The organism is Nocardiopsis sp. NPDC058789 (genome assembly GCF_042745575.1).
Taxonomy (GTDB): domain Bacteria; phylum Actinomycetota; class Actinomycetes; order Streptosporangiales; family Streptosporangiaceae; genus Nocardiopsis; species Nocardiopsis eucommiae.
In genome coordinates this window covers 144,723-159,533 of sequence record NZ_JBHYOW010000006.1, presented here as the reverse complement: position 1 = coordinate 159,533, position 14,811 = coordinate 144,723, and the positions used below count along the sequence as shown (strand labels likewise).

The 14,811-nt window shown below is 68.8% G+C and carries 14 protein-coding genes and 1 tRNA gene; 11 read left to right on the top strand and 4 right to left on the bottom strand.

Annotated elements, in window-relative coordinates; genetic code table 11:
* The first annotated feature begins 8 nt into the window (after nucleotides 1–8).
* Nucleotides 9–437 carry a MaoC family dehydratase gene (locus tag ACFW3L_RS10395; RefSeq protein WP_378738576.1) on the top strand — a complete coding sequence of 143 codons (429 nt, stop codon included), beginning with the start codon at nucleotides 9–11 and terminating at the stop codon, nucleotides 435–437.
* Nucleotides 438–506: 69 nt separating this feature from the next.
* Nucleotides 507–1,568 carry a UDP-N-acetylmuramate dehydrogenase gene (locus tag ACFW3L_RS10390; protein ID WP_378739058.1) on the top strand — a complete coding sequence of 354 codons (1,062 nt, stop codon included), beginning with the start codon at nucleotides 507–509 and terminating at the stop codon, nucleotides 1,566–1,568.
* 9 nt (nucleotides 1,569–1,577) lie between these two features.
* On the opposite strand, the gene ACFW3L_RS10385 is transcribed toward ACFW3L_RS10390, so the two are convergent.
* The gene (locus ACFW3L_RS10385; protein ID WP_378738574.1) at nucleotides 1,578–1,886 is read right to left on the bottom strand and encodes a hypothetical protein; all 309 of its coding nucleotides are present in this window, start codon (nucleotides 1,884–1,886) and stop codon (nucleotides 1,578–1,580) included.
* Nucleotides 1,887–2,270: 384 nt separating this feature from the next.
* On the opposite strand from ACFW3L_RS10385, the gene ACFW3L_RS10380 reads away from it, so the two are divergent.
* Nucleotides 2,271–2,864 carry a TMEM165/GDT1 family protein gene (locus ACFW3L_RS10380; protein ID WP_378738572.1) on the top strand — a complete coding sequence of 198 codons (594 nt, stop codon included), beginning with the start codon at nucleotides 2,271–2,273 and terminating at the stop codon, nucleotides 2,862–2,864.
* Between the two features lie 31 nt (nucleotides 2,865–2,895).
* On the opposite strand, the gene ACFW3L_RS10375 is transcribed toward ACFW3L_RS10380, so the two are convergent.
* On the bottom strand, nucleotides 2,896–3,945 hold the full coding sequence (locus ACFW3L_RS10375) for an adenosine deaminase (protein WP_378738570.1): 1,050 nt from the start codon (nucleotides 3,943–3,945) through the stop codon (nucleotides 2,896–2,898).
* A 432-nt stretch (nucleotides 3,946–4,377) separates the two neighbouring features.
* On the opposite strand from ACFW3L_RS10375, the gene ACFW3L_RS10370 reads away from it, so the two are divergent.
* The 5 genes from ACFW3L_RS10370 to rplA all read left to right on the top strand — a co-directional run bounded on the left by ACFW3L_RS10370 (nucleotide 4,378) and on the right by rplA (nucleotide 7,306).
* A tRNA-Trp gene (locus ACFW3L_RS10370) sits at nucleotides 4,378–4,450 on the top strand.
* A gap of 102 nt (nucleotides 4,451–4,552) precedes the next feature.
* Nucleotides 4,553–4,807: a preprotein translocase subunit SecE gene (secE, locus tag ACFW3L_RS10365; protein ID WP_378738568.1), complete on the top strand. Its 255-nt coding sequence runs from the start codon at nucleotides 4,553–4,555 to the stop codon at nucleotides 4,805–4,807.
* Between the two features lie 215 nt (nucleotides 4,808–5,022).
* Nucleotides 5,023–5,832 (top strand): transcription termination/antitermination protein NusG, encoded by an 810-nt coding sequence (gene nusG / locus ACFW3L_RS10360; RefSeq protein ID WP_378738565.1) that lies wholly within the window; start codon nucleotides 5,023–5,025, stop codon nucleotides 5,830–5,832.
* A gap of 281 nt (nucleotides 5,833–6,113) precedes the next feature.
* Nucleotides 6,114–6,542: a 50S ribosomal protein L11 gene (rplK, locus tag ACFW3L_RS10355; protein ID WP_357760475.1), complete on the top strand. Its 429-nt coding sequence runs from the start codon at nucleotides 6,114–6,116 to the stop codon at nucleotides 6,540–6,542.
* An 86-nt stretch (nucleotides 6,543–6,628) separates the two neighbouring features.
* Nucleotides 6,629–7,306, top strand: a complete 678-nt coding sequence (gene rplA / locus ACFW3L_RS10350; protein ID WP_017543020.1) for a 50S ribosomal protein L1 — start codon at nucleotides 6,629–6,631, stop codon at nucleotides 7,304–7,306.
* Nucleotides 7,307–7,412: 106 nt separating this feature from the next.
* Here the strand turns inward: rplA and ACFW3L_RS10345 are convergent, their stop codons facing one another.
* Nucleotides 7,413–8,252, bottom strand: coding sequence for a hypothetical protein (locus ACFW3L_RS10345; RefSeq protein WP_378738563.1), 840 nt, complete (start codon nucleotides 8,250–8,252; stop codon nucleotides 7,413–7,415).
* Between the two features lie 114 nt (nucleotides 8,253–8,366).
* Nucleotides 8,367–9,122 carry a hypothetical protein gene (locus ACFW3L_RS10340; RefSeq protein WP_378738561.1) on the bottom strand — a complete coding sequence of 252 codons (756 nt, stop codon included), beginning with the start codon at nucleotides 9,120–9,122 and terminating at the stop codon, nucleotides 8,367–8,369.
* 375 nt (nucleotides 9,123–9,497) lie between these two features.
* Here ACFW3L_RS10340 and rplJ point away from each other — a divergent pair, with 375 nt between their 5' ends.
* The 3 genes from rplJ (at nucleotide 9,498) to rpoB (ending at nucleotide 14,799) form a co-directional block, all read left to right on the top strand.
* Complete coding sequence (gene rplJ, locus ACFW3L_RS10335) at nucleotides 9,498–10,025, top strand: 50S ribosomal protein L10 (RefSeq protein WP_017543017.1); 528 nt, start codon at nucleotides 9,498–9,500, stop codon at nucleotides 10,023–10,025.
* Nucleotides 10,026–10,122: 97 nt separating this feature from the next.
* Nucleotides 10,123–10,506: a 50S ribosomal protein L7/L12 gene (gene rplL, locus ACFW3L_RS10330; RefSeq protein ID WP_017543016.1), complete on the top strand. Its 384-nt coding sequence runs from the start codon at nucleotides 10,123–10,125 to the stop codon at nucleotides 10,504–10,506.
* An 825-nt stretch (nucleotides 10,507–11,331) separates the two neighbouring features.
* A complete protein-coding gene (gene rpoB, locus ACFW3L_RS10325) occupies nucleotides 11,332–14,799 on the top strand; it encodes a DNA-directed RNA polymerase subunit beta (protein ID WP_378738558.1) in 3,468 nt (1,155 codons plus the stop codon).
* Nucleotides 14,800–14,811: the final 12 nt, after the last annotated feature.

Genomic DNA, 14,811 nt, shown 5'->3' with positions numbered 1-14,811 from the left:
GGAAGACAGTGAACAGGATCAAGCACGCGGACGTCGAGGTCGGCACCCAGATCCCCGAGCGGACCTTCCCGGTCCGCCGCCTGGACCTGGTCCGCTACGCGGGGGCCTCGGGTGACTTCAACCCGATCCACTGGAACGAGCGGTTCGCCAAGTCGGTCGGTCTGCCCGACGTGATCGCGCACGGCATGTTCACCATGGCCGAGGCCGGCCGGGTCGTCACCGACTGGACCGGGGACCCCGGCAGCGTGGTCGACTACTCGGTGCGCTTCTCCGCGCCCGTGGTGGTCCCGGACGACGACCAGGGCGCCGAGATCACCGTCAGCGGCAAGGTGAAGGCCAAGAACGACGACGGCACCGTCACCGTTCTGCTCACCGCCCGCTCCGGCGGCGCGAAGGTCCTGGCCAAGGCCTCCGCCGTGGTCCGCCTGGCCCCGTAGCCGCCCGGCCGCGACCGATCCATCCGCACCCGCGTTCGTTCTCTCCAAGAGGTATGCCCCGTGTCCACGATGCTCGCTGACCACACCACCCTCGGCCTGGGCGGCCCCGCCAAGGTCTTCCGGACCGCCGGTTCCACCGACGAGCTCGTCGCCCTCGTCACCGAGGCCGACCGCACGGGTGAGCGCGTCCTCGTGCTCGGCGGCGGCAGCAACCTGGTCGTCGCCGACGACGGGTTCCCCGGCACGGTGGTTCTGGTCGCCTCCCAGGGCGTCACCACGACCGAGGCCGGTACCGACCCGGAGACCGGCGAGGAGATCGTCCTGCTGAGGGCGGACGCGGGCGTGGAGTGGGACCCGCTGGTGGAGCGGACCGTCGCCGAGGGGCTCAACGGTGTCGAGTTCCTCTCCGGCATCCCCGGCCGGGTGGGCTCCACCCCCATCCAGAACGTGGGCGCGTACGGCCAGGACGTCAGCCAGACCGTCCGTGAGGTGCTGGTCCTGGACCGCACCACCGGGGAACTGGTCACGCTCTCCAACGCCGACTGCGGCTTCACCTACCGCGACAGCGCCTTCAAGGGCCACGACCGGTACGTGGTGTGCGAGGTCGTCTTCGAGCTGCGCAGGGGGCCGCTGAGCCGCCCCGTCCGGTACGCCGAGGTGGCCCGCACCATGGGCGTGGACGCGGGGGAGCGGGTGCCGCTGGCCCGGGCCCGCGAGGTCGTCCTCGGGCTGCGCCGGGGCAAGGGCATGGTCCTGGACCCCGCCGACCCCGACACCCGCAGCGCGGGGTCGTTCTTCACCAACCCCGTCCTGTCGGCCGAGGAGTACGCGGCCTTCCGCGAGCGGGCCCTCGCGCGCCTGGGCGCCGACACCGAGGTCCCGGGGCACCCCGACGGCGCGGGCAACGTGAAGCTCTCCGCCGCCTGGCTGATCGACCGGGCGGGGTTCACCAAGGGCTACGGCGACGGCCCCGCACGGATCTCGGGCAAGCACACCCTGGCCCTCACCAACCCCGGCGGCGCCACCACCGCGGACCTCCTGGACCTGGCCCGCGAGGTGCGGGCCGGGGTCGAGGCGGCCTTCGGGGTGCGCCTGGTCAACGAGCCGGTGATGCTCGGCGTCAGCCTCTGAGCCCGGCGGTCACCATCCGTGGGGCTCCAGGGCCTCCTCGAACTCCCCGAGGCGGTCGGGGCACATCTGGTCGACGCCGATGACGAGGAGACCGGGGTCGCTGCCCTGGTCCAGGTAGGCGTCGGTCCAGGCCGACGCGCTCTCCGCGTCGCAGGCCGCCCTGGTCACCCGGGTGACGGAGTCCATGTCGTTGGTCCGGGCGCCGTAGGACTCGACCATGTCGCGGTGCGCGTCCTGGTCGTAGGCCTCCGCCGCGCATCCGGCCAGGAGCAGCGGTGTCATGAGCGCGCTCAGGACCAGGGGTGTCTTGCGGTGCACGGGGAGCTCCTCGTGTTGGGGAATGTGACCGGAGGGACGCGTGAGGCGGTTCGCCGGTTGCCAGGACTCCCAGCGTCAGCGGGACGGTACGGCCCGTGACGATCTGACCAAGAAATAAGTTAGGCGCAGCAAACACCTTTATCAGGCCCACCTGATAAATGAATTCGACAGATCAATAAATTGCAATCAACAATGGTTCTGGTAACGTCGTGAGCGTCGAAGGGGAGTAGTCCCCAATGCGCGCGGTCGACACACTGGACGCCACCGTCCCGGCCGCGTGAGCCCAGCGCAACGGGCGGACGAGACCTTTGACCCGGTAGGAAACGACCGGGTTGAAGGGGCGTTCTCCGCCTCCTTCTGCCCATCACGGACAGCGGGAGAACCATGTCAGCTTTTCTGGTCGGACTCGGCGTGAGCGCGGGCGCCATCTTCATCGCCGAAATGGGCGACAAGACCCAGTTGGTCGCGATGTCCCTGGCGACCCGTTACCGCGCCCTCACGGTGATCCTCGGCATCACCGTCGCCACCGCCGTGGTGCACCTGGGCAGCGTGTTCATCGCCGAGGTCCTCGGCGCGGCCATCCCCACCGACTGGCTCACCCTCGTGGCCGGGCTCGCCTTCCTCGTCTTCGGACTGTGGACCCTGCGCGGCGACGAGATGTCCGACAAGGACGAGGCACGCGCCGCCTCCCGCCGCATCCGCTCCGGCTTCATGACCGTGTTCGTGGTCTTCCTCGTGGCCGAGCTCGGTGACAAGACCATGCTCGCCACCATCACCGTGGGCACCCAGTACCACTGGCTCCCCGTGTGGATCGGCTCCACCGTCGGCATGGTCGCCGCCGACGCCATCGCCATCGCGATCGGCGCGGTCCTCGGCAAGAAGCTCCCCGAGCGGGCCATCCAGATCGGTGCCGCCGTGCTGTTCTTCGTCGCGGGAGCGGCGATGCTCGGCCAGGGCGCGTGGATGCTCCTGGCCTGAGCGCGCCGGGCGGGGGTCGCCCCCCGCCCGTTCACCCCTCCAGGAGCTCCGGCTCGGCGGCCAGCCAGTCGTCCACCCCGGAGAGCATCTGCTTCTTCAGGGAGTCGGGCGCCCCGGCGCCCCGGATGGACATCCGCGCCAGGTCGGCAAGCTCGGTGTCGGTGAACCCGAACACCTCCCGCGCGATCCGGTACTGCTCCACCAGACGCGGGCCGAACAGCAGGGGGTCGTCGGTGCCCAGGGCGATCGGGGCCCCCGCCTGGTACAGCCTGCGCAGCGGGACGCGCTCCAGCTCCTCGAACACCCCGAGGCCCACGTTGGAGGTCGGGCAGACCTCCAGGGTCACCTCCTGGGTCGCGATGCGCTCCAGGAGGTAGGGGTCCTCCACGGCGCGTACCCCGTGGCCGATCCGGTCGGCGTCCAGCTCGTCCAGGCACTCCAGGACGCTGCGCGGGCCGTTGAGTTCCCCGCCGTGGGGCGTGGAGAGCAGCCCCGCGCGCTTGGCGATCCGGAAGGCCGCCTCGAACTCACGGGCGCGTCCGCGCCGCTCGTCGTTGTTCAGCCCGAACGAGACCACGCCCCGCCCCGAGTATTGGGCGGCCAGGCGGGCCAGGGCCCGGGCGTCGAGCGGGTGGCGGGTCCGGTTGGCGGCCACCATCAGACCGATCGCCACCCCGGTCTCGCGCTCCGCCACCCGGGCGGCGTCCAGGATCAGCTCCAGGGTCGCGGTGAGGCCGTCGAAGAGCGACGCGTACCCGCTGGGGTCGACCTGGATCTCCAACCAGCCCGAACCCGCGTCCCGCTCGTCCTCCGCGGCCTCCAGCAGGAGACGGTGGATGTCCTCGGGTCTGCGCAGCACCGACCGGGCGATGTCGTAGAGGCGCTGGAAGCGGAACCATCCGCGTTCGTCGGTGGCCCTGAGCTTGGGCGGCCACTCCTTCACCAGCGCCTGGGGCAGGTGCACCCCGCGCTCCTCGGCCAGTTCCACCAGCGTGCCGTGACGCATCGAGCCGGTGAAGTGCAGGTGCAGGTGGGCCTTGGGCAGCCGGTCCAGCCGGCGGGCGGTGGTCGGTGTCTCCATGAACCAAGCCTGCCGTATGAAGGGCACCGGGCGTGCCAGGAATGGCCAACACCACAACGGTCGACGCGCGGCGGGGCTGCTCCGCCTCGGGCAGCGGCTTCTGGACACGGCTACCACCCTCCGCCAGGTCCGCGTCGCCCGGGCCCGGGCTGGCGGCGAGGGCCTCGTGGATGGCCCGCCTGCCGACGGTGGTCACCAGGTGGCGGACTCGGAGACGGGGCCGATACGCGCGGGGACCCGGGGTCGCTCAGTCTCGTCCCCGTCCTGTCACGTGCGCTTTCGCGGCTCCGGCGCGGAGCCGGAACCGGTTTGTCCCCGGCGGTGGTGAGGGCGTACACTCACCGCGTCGGCCGGTCGCGTGCGGGCGTCACATCCACAAGGGTGTGCGACAGCACTCCGGACCGGCTATGGTGGGGAACGCAGTTTCCGCTAAGGGCAGTGGCTCAATTGGCAGAGCACCGGTCTCCAAAACCGGCGGTTGGGGGTTCGAGTCCCTCCTGCCCTGCAAGTCCGCGTGTGGTCGGGGTGTCGCATCCGTCGTCACCCCGGCCGCGGGGGCGACGGAACTACGGGGATACGAAGCAACCCGCGACCCTAAGGACCCCAGGTGACTCAGACTGACGCCGACGCGAAGCCCGACAAGGAGCCGAAGCGTCGTACCGGTCCGGTGACGTTCACCAAGCAGGTCGTCGGAGAACTCCGCAAGGTCCGCTGGCCCACGCGCAAGGAACTGGTCACCTACACCATCGTCGTCATGGTGTTCGTCGTGATCGTCCTCGCCTACGTCTCCCTGGCCGACTTCGCCTTCGGTGAGGCCGTGACCTGGCTCTACGGCACCTTCGGCCGTCCGGCCGGAGCCTAGCTCCCACCCCGTGCGCCCTCCGGGGCGTCCTCGACGGTGGCCGTGCCCACCTTCACCCGGTTCCTCCCGACCGGCCCTCGTCCGGTCACGCTCGTCCGCGCGTTGGTCCCGCTTCGCCCGGAGAGACCGTAAGCTGGCAGGACTGGGTTCGACGCACGGCCCGTTTTCGGTGTGCGTCGTGCGCACTAGCGAATCCGACGAGAGAAAGAGCAGCCGTGTCCGAGTCCCCACTGACCTCTGACGACTTCCCCGAAGAGGAGCCGGATCAGTCGTCGGCGGAAGAGACCGGCCTGGCGGGCGAACTGTCCGAGGAAGCGGTCGAGCCGACCGACGCCGACAGCCCGGAGCAGACCGAAGAGGCCGACGAGAGCACCGAGGACGCCGAAGAGGCCGACGCGGAGCCCGAGCTGCCCCGTCTCGACCCCGTCGAGGAGTTCCGCAACGAGCTCGTCCTCCTGCCCGGCGACTGGTACGTCGTGCACACCTACGCGGGCTACGAGAAGCGGGTCAAGGCCAACGTCGAGAGCCGCACCCAGTCCCTCAACATGGAGGAGTACATCTTCCAGGTCGAGGTGCCCGAGCACGAGGTCACCGAGGTCAAGAGCGGCAAGCGCCAGCAGGTCACCGAGAAGGTCCTGCCCGGCTACGTCCTCGTCCGCATGGACCTGACCGACGAGTCCTGGTCGGCCATCCGCAACACCCCCGGTGTCACCGGATTCGTGGGCCTGTCCAACAAGCCCGCCCCGCTGAGCCTCACCGAGGTGGCCAAGCTCCTGGCGCCCGAGCCGGAGGAGGAGCCGGAGCAGGCGCAGCAGTCCCGGTCCACCGGCGGCGGCTCCGAGTCCCGCTCCGACGTGGCGTACGAGGTCGGCGAGTCCGTCACCGTCATGGAGGGCCCGTTCGCGACCCTGCCCGCCACCGTCAGCGAGATCAACGCCGACACCCAGAAGCTCAAGGTGCTGGTGTCGATCTTCGGCCGCGAGACCCCGGTCGAGCTCTCGTTCAACCAGGTCGCCAAGATCTGACCCCGTGGGGCCTTTCCCACAACCCGCCCGGACCACTGTCCGGGCGACGTAGACTTGGTGGGTCCGTCCCTCGCGGGACGGACCCACTGTCGCGCTGTACCGCCCGGGTGCGAACCCGGGCGGAACGCGCTCCGGTCCGTCCGGTCCCGACGGGCCGTGACCCCGTGCCCCTGGCACGGACAGCCTCCTTCGGCAGCGGCTCCACCGAGGTCCCCGTGGCCCGTGGCGCCGTGGGGGAGGCAGGGATCGGCACACAACGCAGATCAGGCAAAGGACCCGATATGCCTCCGAAGAAGAAACTTGCCGCACTCGTCAAGGTGCAGCTCCCCGCCGGTCAGGCGACCCCGGCGCCGCCCGTCGGTACCGCTCTCGGTCCGCACGGCGTCAACATCATGGACTTCTGCAAGCAGTACAACGCTGCTACGGAAGCCCAGCGCGGCAACGTCATCCCCGTCGAGATCTCCATCTACGAGGACCGTTCCTTCACCTTCGTCACCAAGACGCCCCCGGCGCCTCGGCTGATCCTGAAGGCCGCCGGGCTGGACAAGGCCGCCACCGACCCGGGTCGCAGCACCGCCGGTTCGATCACCGCCGACCAGGTCCGTGAGATCGCGCAGACCAAGCTGCCCGACCTCAACACCGACGACATCGAGGCCGCGTCCAAGATCGTCGCCGGTACCGCCCGCTCGATGGGCATCGAGGTCAAGTAGCTCCCCTCGGGGTTGCTCGACGGCAAGAACCACCGTGGCAGGGCCAGCGCTGGCCCTAGGACCACACGTTCCCGTAGGAGAACAGCGTGAAGCGCAGCAAGAACCACCGCAAAGCCAACAACCTGGTGGACCGCGACCGGCTCTACAGCCCCGCCGAGGCTCTGAAGCTGGCCAAGGAGACCACCAACGTCAAGTTCGACGCGACCGTCGAGGTCGCCCTGCGTCTGGGCGTCGACCCGCGCAAGGCCGACCAGATGGTCCGCGGCACCGTGAACCTGCCGAACGGCACCGGCAAGACCGCTCGGGTCCTGGTCTTCGCGACCGGTGAGCGTGCCGAGCAGGCCCGTGCCGCGGGCGCCGACATCGTCGGTGACGACGACCTGGTCGAGAAGGTCCAGAACGGCTTCCTGGACTTCGACTCCGTCGTGGCCACCCCGGACCTCATGGGCAAGGTCGGCCGCCTGGGCCGCGTGCTCGGTCCGCGTGGCCTCATGCCCAACCCGAAGACGGGTACCGTCACCCCGGACGTGGCCAAGGCCGTGACCGAGATCAAGGGCGGCAAGATCGAGTTCCGCGTGGACCGCCACGGGAACCTGCACTTCATCATCGGCAAGGTCTCGTTCGACGAGCCCAAGCTGCTGGAGAACTACCAGGCCGCGATCGACGAGGTCAACCGCCTCAAGCCGTCCGCCGCCAAGGGCCGCTACATCAAGAAGGCCGTGGTCACCACGACGATGGGTCCGAGCATCCCGCTCGACGCCTAGCTGTGTCTTCTTGGGCCTCCGCTTCGCTTTGGCCCGAGGCTCGTGACACGAGAACGGCCCCCGCACTCCTCAGGGAGTGCGGGGGCCGTTTCCGTGCCCGGGGGTGCTACAGGGTGCCGATCTCTTCCTCGGCGGGGATCTCGAAGGAGGTCGAGCCCAGCGCGGAGAACTCCATCCAGACGTCGGACTCGTCGTCGGAGAACTCGATGCGCATCGGGAAGCCGTCGGCGTCCAGCCAGAGCTTGGTGTTCAGGGTGCTCTCCAGGCCACCGCCGAACAACTGCTCCACGGCGCCGCGCTCCTCGGCCGTCATCTCGGAGATGTCGCCGGTGGACATCGAGCCCTCCACCACGGTGGTCTCGACGCCGTCGATCTCCTCGGTGCCGACCTCGGTGACGTCCTCCAGCTCGGAGAAGGCACCGGCGAGGTCCGGGAGCGCCTCGACGTCGAAGCTCTCGGTCGGGTCCGCGTTCTCCTCGACGTCTCCGCGCAGCCACGGGGTGCCGGAGCCGTAGAGGCCGTGGGGGTCGGCCATCAGGGTGTCGCCGCCCTCCAGGAGGAGAACGGTGGACGCGCTCAGGTCCTCGGCGGTGACGCCCTCGGGGAGCTGACCGGACATCAGCTCGTACATGGTCTCGCCCAGGAAGGGCATGTCCACAGTGGCCAGCACCGCCGCGGGGTCGTCCGTCACCTGGTAGTTGAAGGTGACGGTGACGTCGCCCTCGGCCGTCGGGTCGACGGTGACGACCTCCATGTCGAGGGTGTAGTTGGTGAGCTCCTGGGTGCTGGAGCCCAGGTTGCCCAGCAGGTCGTCCAGGGAGGCGCCGGCGGGGGAGGCCTCGGTGGTGTCGCCGTCGGCCGCGGGCTCCTCGTTACCGCAGGCGGTGAGGGCGAGGACCAGGGAGAGGGAGCCGGCGGCGATGAGGGCCGGAGTGCGGGTGTTCACGCGTACGTGTGCTTTCTCTAAGAGGGCGCGTCAGAGAGCGGGGACGCCCAAGTAAGTCATCATGTTCGCATGTCAGACGGACATTTCTGGCAAACGGTTCCCGAGGGGGCCGAGTCAGTCCCGGACGGGCTCGCTGACCTCGTCGCCGTTGGGAACGTGGAAGCTGGTCCCGCCCCGCTCGGAGAACTCCAGCCACAGCGACGAGACGGGGCCGGAGGACTCCATCCGGACCGGGAAGCCCTCGGCGTCCACCCAGACGGACACGTCCAGGTGCCCGGACACGTCGTCGCCGAGCAGGGGCGCGAGGGCGGCCCGCTCTCCGGGCCCGGCGCCGTCCGCCAGCGCGGGCAGGACCCCGTGGAGGGGGAGCGTCCCGGTGTTCCCGACGTCCTCGGCGGGGCCGGGCTCGGCGCCCTCCATCCCGGACAGCAGCCCGACCAGATCGGCCAGGGAGCCGAGATCGAGCACCTCGGCGGGGGAGGGCGAGGGGAGCAGGGCGTCGCCCCGGACCCACTCGGTGGGGGCGCCCAGCAGGTCCTGGGAGTCCTGCAGCAGGGCCTGCCCTCCCTCCGGGTGGACCACCACCAGTTCGGGGCCCTCCGGGGTCCTCAGTGTGGCCCGCACGGCGGCGGGGGAGCTCGACACCTCGTAGGTGAGCAGCGTCCGGGCGTCCTCCTCGGAGCGCGGCCCGAACCCCACGTCGAGCGTGTAGTCGTCGGCCAGCGCGGTGGCGTCGGCCAGGGCGTCGAGCAGTGCCTGCGTGTCGGCCTCCTCGTACCAGGGCCGGTCGGCGGAGGGGAAGAGCGTGCACCCGGACAGGAGGAGGGACAGGGCACCGGCCAGGGCCAGGGCGGAACGGGGGGATTCCACGGTGGAGGGGACTCCTTCGGAGCGGGGGGGCTCGGGTCCCCATCGTGTCATTCCGCCCTCCACGGGCGGGCGGGAGCACGGCACGTGTCCGTGATCACCCGATCGGACTCCGGGCGGAGGCCCGAGCACTCCGATCGGCGGCTAGTATTGGTACTTGCCGAAGACCGCTGGTCGTCACCCGCTCGGGTGACCCAAGGACCCATTGATGGGCGCCCGCGCAGGTGTCACCAGAGCTTTCCCGTTCCGGGACGTGCCAGCCACGTACTGAGAACGCGGTCGTGCCCCGTGCGCCTCGCGCTCGGGGCTTTTTCTCGTGCTGACGCCGATCATGGAGCCCTTGGGAATCAACCAGCGTTCACTGTTGGAAGGAGTCCCATGGCGAGGCCGGACAAGGCAGCCGCGGTCGCCGAACTCACGGACGAGTTCCGTGAGTCGAACGGCGCCGTGCTGACCGAATACCGGGGGCTCACTGTCGCGCAGATCACTGAACTGCGTAACAGCCTCGGCCAGACTGCGCGTTTTCGCATCGTCAAGAACACGCTGACCAAGATCGCGGTCAAGGAGGCCGGCGTCGACGAGCAGATCACCGATCTGCTCGAGGGCCCGTCCGCCATCGCCTTCGTCCACGGGGACGTCGTCGAGGCCGCGAAGGGGCTGCGTGACTTCGCGAAGACGAACACGCCTCTGGTGATCAAGGGCGGCATCATCGACGGCAAGTCGATGAGCGCCGAGGACGTCACCAAGCTGGCCGATCTGGAGTCCCGAGAGGTTCTCCTCTCGAAGCTGGCCGGCGCGCTCAAGGCCAAGCAGGGCCAGGCCGCCGCCGTCTTCCAGGCGCTTCCCTCCAAGACTGTGCGTCTCGCGCAGGCCCTGGCGGACAAGCGTTCCGAGGAAGCCGCTTAAACCCCATGAACCACGGCGGGTGCTCACGGCGCCCGGCCACTGGCTCGCACGATGCGCCATTGGGCGCGCGTGTCGTTAGAGAAAGAGAGATCGCATCATGGCGAAGCTCAGCAACGAGGACCTGCTTACCGCGTTCGAGGGCATGACCCTCCTCGAGCTCTCCGACTTCGTGAAGCTGTTCGAGGAGAAGTTCGACGTCACCGCCGCCGCCCCGGCCGCCGTCGTCGCCGCCGGCCCCGCCGGTGCCGCCCCGGCCGCCGAGGAGGAGAAGGACGAGTTCGACGTCATCCTCGAGGGCGCTGGCGACAAGAAGATCCAGGTCATCAAGGAGGTCCGTGGCCTCACGAGCCTGGGTCTCAAGGAGGCCAAGGACCTCGTCGACAACGCCCCGAAGGCTCTCCTCGAGGGCGTCAACAAGGAGGCCGCGGAGAAGGCCAAGGCCGCCCTTGAGGGCGCTGGCGCCACCGTCACCCTCAAGTAGTCCTCCGCGGGCGCCAGTCGCCCGCTGGTCTGCGTGAAGCGGCCGTTCCTCCCCCAGGGGAGGGGCGGCCGCTTTCTCGTGCCCGGGACCGCCCCGGTGGTGCGTCGTGATTCGGTCGTCGGGAACCGGGAGGTTCCGGTCCGAGTCGGGAGGCCGAAGGTCCCCCGCCGACGGCCGACCAACGTCCCGTATGTCGTGAACGACGCCGTGTCTGAACCGTCGTGAGCTGGGTGATGTGCGAAGCTGGGGCGGTTCGCGTGCGGGATCCCCGTGTCCCCGTGTGCGAACTGTCCTCGGGACGCGATAATCTCCCGTCCCGGGAATCTTGAAGGGCTCCGGAGAGAGTGTTTACCCGCCTGGGGCGGGGGAATCCTTCCGGGTGTCCGTTGGCTCACATCCCCCGTGGGGCCAGGGCAGGCGCGCTGTTTCACCCTGATGGTCCAGGGCCTTCCCCCGGGGATGTGCGTGGTGGCGGTACCGCCGTCGACCGGGTACGACCCGGGACCGCCGGTCCCTTACGAGGGTGCTGGTGTAGGCATGCCGGGCTTGACGGATCGCCCTCCAGGGGTGATCCTGCCGGTGTCGTGAGTGGTGCTGTGGACCGTGAGTGGACAGCGGTGTGGTGTTCGGCTACACTGCTCTTTTGCGCTGCCCTTTGGTGATCCCTGTGTCGGTGTACGGCTTCCGCCATCCCATTCTTCTGGATTCCGGAAGGCCCGTCACCCGCTCGATGTGACCGTCTCAACCGCGTTGCGGCGGTCCCTCTCGTGACGGATCGTCTGGCGTGCGCGCTTCAACCGCCACAAGCCTTCGGAAGGACCCCTGTTGGCAGCCTCGCGCAACGCCTCCGCTAACGCCCTTGGTCCGCACCGCGTTTCTTTCGCCCGTATCCAGGAACCCCTCGAGGTTCCGAACCTTCTGGCCCTGCAGACCGAGTCGTTCGACTGGCTGCTGGGCAACGACACGTGGAAGACCCGGGTCGAGACGGCCCGCAACGCCGGCCGCAAGGACGTTCCGGAGCAGTCCGGTCTCGAAGAGATCTTCGAGGAGATCAGCCCGATCGAGGACTTCTCGGGCACGATGTCCCTTTCGTTCCGTGACCATCGGTTCGAGCCGCCCAAGTACTCCGAGGAGGAGTGCAAGGACAAGGACATGACGTACTCCGCCCCGATGTTCGTCACGGCGGAGTTCATCAACAACGACACCGGTGAGATCAAGAGCCAGACGGTGTTCATGGGCGACTTCCCGCTCATGACCGTCAAGGGCACCTTCATCATCAACGGCACCGAGCGCGTCGTCGTGTCCCAGCTCGTCCGCTCCCCGGGTGTGTACTTCGACAAGTCCGTCGACAAGACCTCGGACAAGGACCTCTTCGGCTGCAAGGTCATCCCGTCCCGCGGTGCCTGGCTGGAGTTCGAGGTCGACAAGCGCGACTTCGTCGGCGTCCGTATCGACCGCAAGCGCAAGCAGGGCGTCACCGTCCTGCTCAAGGCGCTGGGCTGGACCACCGACCAGATCCTGGAGCGTTTCGGCCAGTACGAGTCGATCCGCAACACCCTGGAGAAGGACCCGACCGCCGGTACCGACGACGCGCTGCTGGACATCTACCGCAAGCTGCGTCCGGGAGAGCCGCCCACGAAGGAGTCGGCCCAGGCGCTGCTGGAGAACCTGTACTTCAACCCCAAGCGCTACGACCTCGCCAAGGTCGGCCGGTACAAGATCAACAAGAAGCTCGGTCTCGACACCGACTTCACGCAGGGCACCCTCACCGAAGAGGACATCGTCGCGACCATCGACTACCTCGTGCGCCTGCACGCCGGTGAGGTCGAGAAGGAGACCGTCCTCGGCCTCCGCCCGGTCGAGACCGACGACATCGACCACTTCGGCAACCGTCGTCTGCGCACCGTCGGCGAGCTCATCCAGAACCAGGTCCGCCTGGGCCTGGCCCGCATGGAGCGCGTCGTCCGCGAGCGGATGACCACCCAGGACGTCGAGGCGATCACGCCTCAGACCCTGATCAACATCCGTCCCGTCGTGGCCTCCATCAAGGAGTTCTTCGGCACCTCGCAGCTGTCCCAGTTCATGGACCAGACCAACCCCCTCGCGGGTCTGACCCACAAGCGCCGCCTCTCGGCGCTGGGTCCGGGCGGTCTGTCCCGTGAGCGCGCGGGCTTCGAGGTCCGGGACGTCCACCCGTCCCACTACGGCCGCATGTGCCCGATCGAGACCCCCGAGGGTCCGAACATCGGTCTGATCGGCTCGCTCGCCGCCTACGGCCGGGTGAACTCCTTCGGTTTCGTGGAGACCCCGTACCGGAAGATCATCGACGGCAAGGTCTCCGACCAGGTCGACTACCTGACCGCTGACGAAGAGGACCTCTACGTCATCGCGCAGGCGAACACCCCGATGAACGCGGACGGCAGCTTCGCCGAGGCCGGCGTGCTCGTCCGTCGTAAGGGCGGGGAGTTCGAGCAGGTCAGCACCGACGAGGTCGACTACATGGACGTGTCGCCGCGCCAGATGGTGTCGGTCGCCACCGCCATGATCCCGTTCCTGGAGCACGACGACGCCAACCGCGCGCTCATGGGCTCCAACATGCAGCGCCAGGCCGTGCCGCTGCTCCGCGCCGAGTCGCCCTTCGTCGGTACCGGCATGGAGTACCGCGCCGCCACCGACGCCGGTGAGGTCATCATCGCGGAGAAGGCGGGTGTCGTCGAGGACGTCACCGCCGACTACGTCACCGTGATGGCCGACGACGGCACGCGCAAGACGTACCGCATGGGCAAGTTCCAGCGCTCCAACCAGGGCACCTGCTTCAACCAGCGCCCCATCGTGCACGAGGGTCAGCGCATCGAGGTCAAGCAGGTCCTCGCGGACGGTCCCTCCACGGACCAGGGCGAGATGTCGCTGGGCAAGAACCTCCTCGTGGCGTACATGTCCTGGGAGGGCCACAACTACGAGGACGCGATCATCCTCAGCCAGCGTCTGGTGCAGGACGACGTCCTCTCCTCGATCCACATCGAGGAGCACGAGGTCGACGCCCGTGACACCAAGCTCGGCCCGGAGGAGATCACCCGCGAGATCCCCAACGTCAGCGAGGAGGTCCTGGCCGACCTCGACGACCGGGGCATCATCCGCATCGGCGCCGAGGTCGTCGACGGCGACATCCTCGTCGGCAAGGTCACGCCCAAGGGCGAGACCGAGCTGACCCCGGAGGAGCGCCTGCTGCGCGCCATCTTCGGCGAGAAGGCCCGCGAGGTCCGCGACACCTCCCTGAAGGTGCCGCACGGCGAGACCGGCAAGGTCATCGGCGTCCGGGTGTTCAGCCGCGACGAGGGCGACGAGCTCGCCCCCGGCGTCAACGAGATGGTCCGCGTCTACGTGGCCCAGAAGCGCAAGATCACCGACGGCGACAAGCTCGCCGGACGTCACGGCAACAAGGGCGTCATCTCGAAGATCCTGCCCCAGGAGGACATGCCCTTCCTGGAGGACGGCACGCCCGTCGACATCATCCTCAACCCGCTGGGCGTCCCCGGCCGAATGAACGTCGGCCAGGTACTGGAGGTCCACCTGGGCTGGCTGGCCAAGAACGGCTGGTTGGTCGAGGGGGTCGAGGAGGAGTGGCAGAAGTCGCTGCACGCGATCGGAGCGGCCGAGGTCGCCCCCAACTCGCGCGTGGCCACGCCGGTCTTCGACGGCCTGCACGGCGACGAGCTCAGCGGCCTCATCCAGTCGGTCCGCCCGAACAAGGACGGCAACCGCCTCATCAACGAGGACGGCAAGGCGCGCCTGTTCGACGGCCGTACCGGTGAGCCCTTCGCGGAGCCCATCTCCGTCGGCTACAAGTACATCCTGAAGCTCCACCACCTCGTGGACGACAAGATCCACGCCCGCTCCACCGGCCCGTACTCCATGATCACGCAGCAGCCGCTGGGTGGTAAGGCGCAGTTCGGCGGCCAGCGGTTCGGCGAGATGGAGGTGTGGGCGCTGGAGGCGTACGGCGCCGCCTACGCGCTCCAGGAGCTGCTCACCATCAAGTCCGACGACGTGGTGGGTCGCGTCAAGGTCTACGAGGCCATCGTCAAGGGCGAGAACATCCCCGAGCCGGGCATCCCTGAGTCCTTCAAGGTGCTCATCAAGGAGATGCAGTCGCTCTGTCTGAACGTGGAGGTGCTGTCCAGTGACGGTATGTCCATCGAGATGCGGGACAGTGACGAGGACGTCTTCCGCGCGGCGGAAGAACTGGGAATCGACCTGGGCAGGCGAGAGCCGAGCAGTGTCGAAGAGGTCTAACTTCCGCGGATT

Excerpts from the sequence above, each read along its gene's own strand:
- ACFW3L_RS10390 (WP_378739058.1), top strand. The coding sequence starts at position 507 with ATGCTCGCTGACCACACCACCCTCGGCCTGGGCGGCCCCGCCAAGGTC.
- ACFW3L_RS10380 (WP_378738572.1), top strand. The coding sequence starts at position 2,271 with ATGTCAGCTTTTCTGGTCGGACTCGGCGTGAGCGCGGGCGCCATCTTC.
- ACFW3L_RS10375 (WP_378738570.1), bottom strand. The coding sequence starts at position 3,945 with ATGGAGACACCGACCACCGCCCGCCGGCTGGACCGGCTGCCCAAGGCC.
- rplK (WP_357760475.1), top strand. The coding sequence starts at position 6,114 with ATGCCTCCGAAGAAGAAACTTGCCGCACTCGTCAAGGTGCAGCTCCCC.
- rplJ (WP_017543017.1), top strand. The coding sequence starts at position 9,498 with ATGGCGAGGCCGGACAAGGCAGCCGCGGTCGCCGAACTCACGGACGAG.
- rplL (WP_017543016.1), top strand. The coding sequence starts at position 10,123 with ATGGCGAAGCTCAGCAACGAGGACCTGCTTACCGCGTTCGAGGGCATG.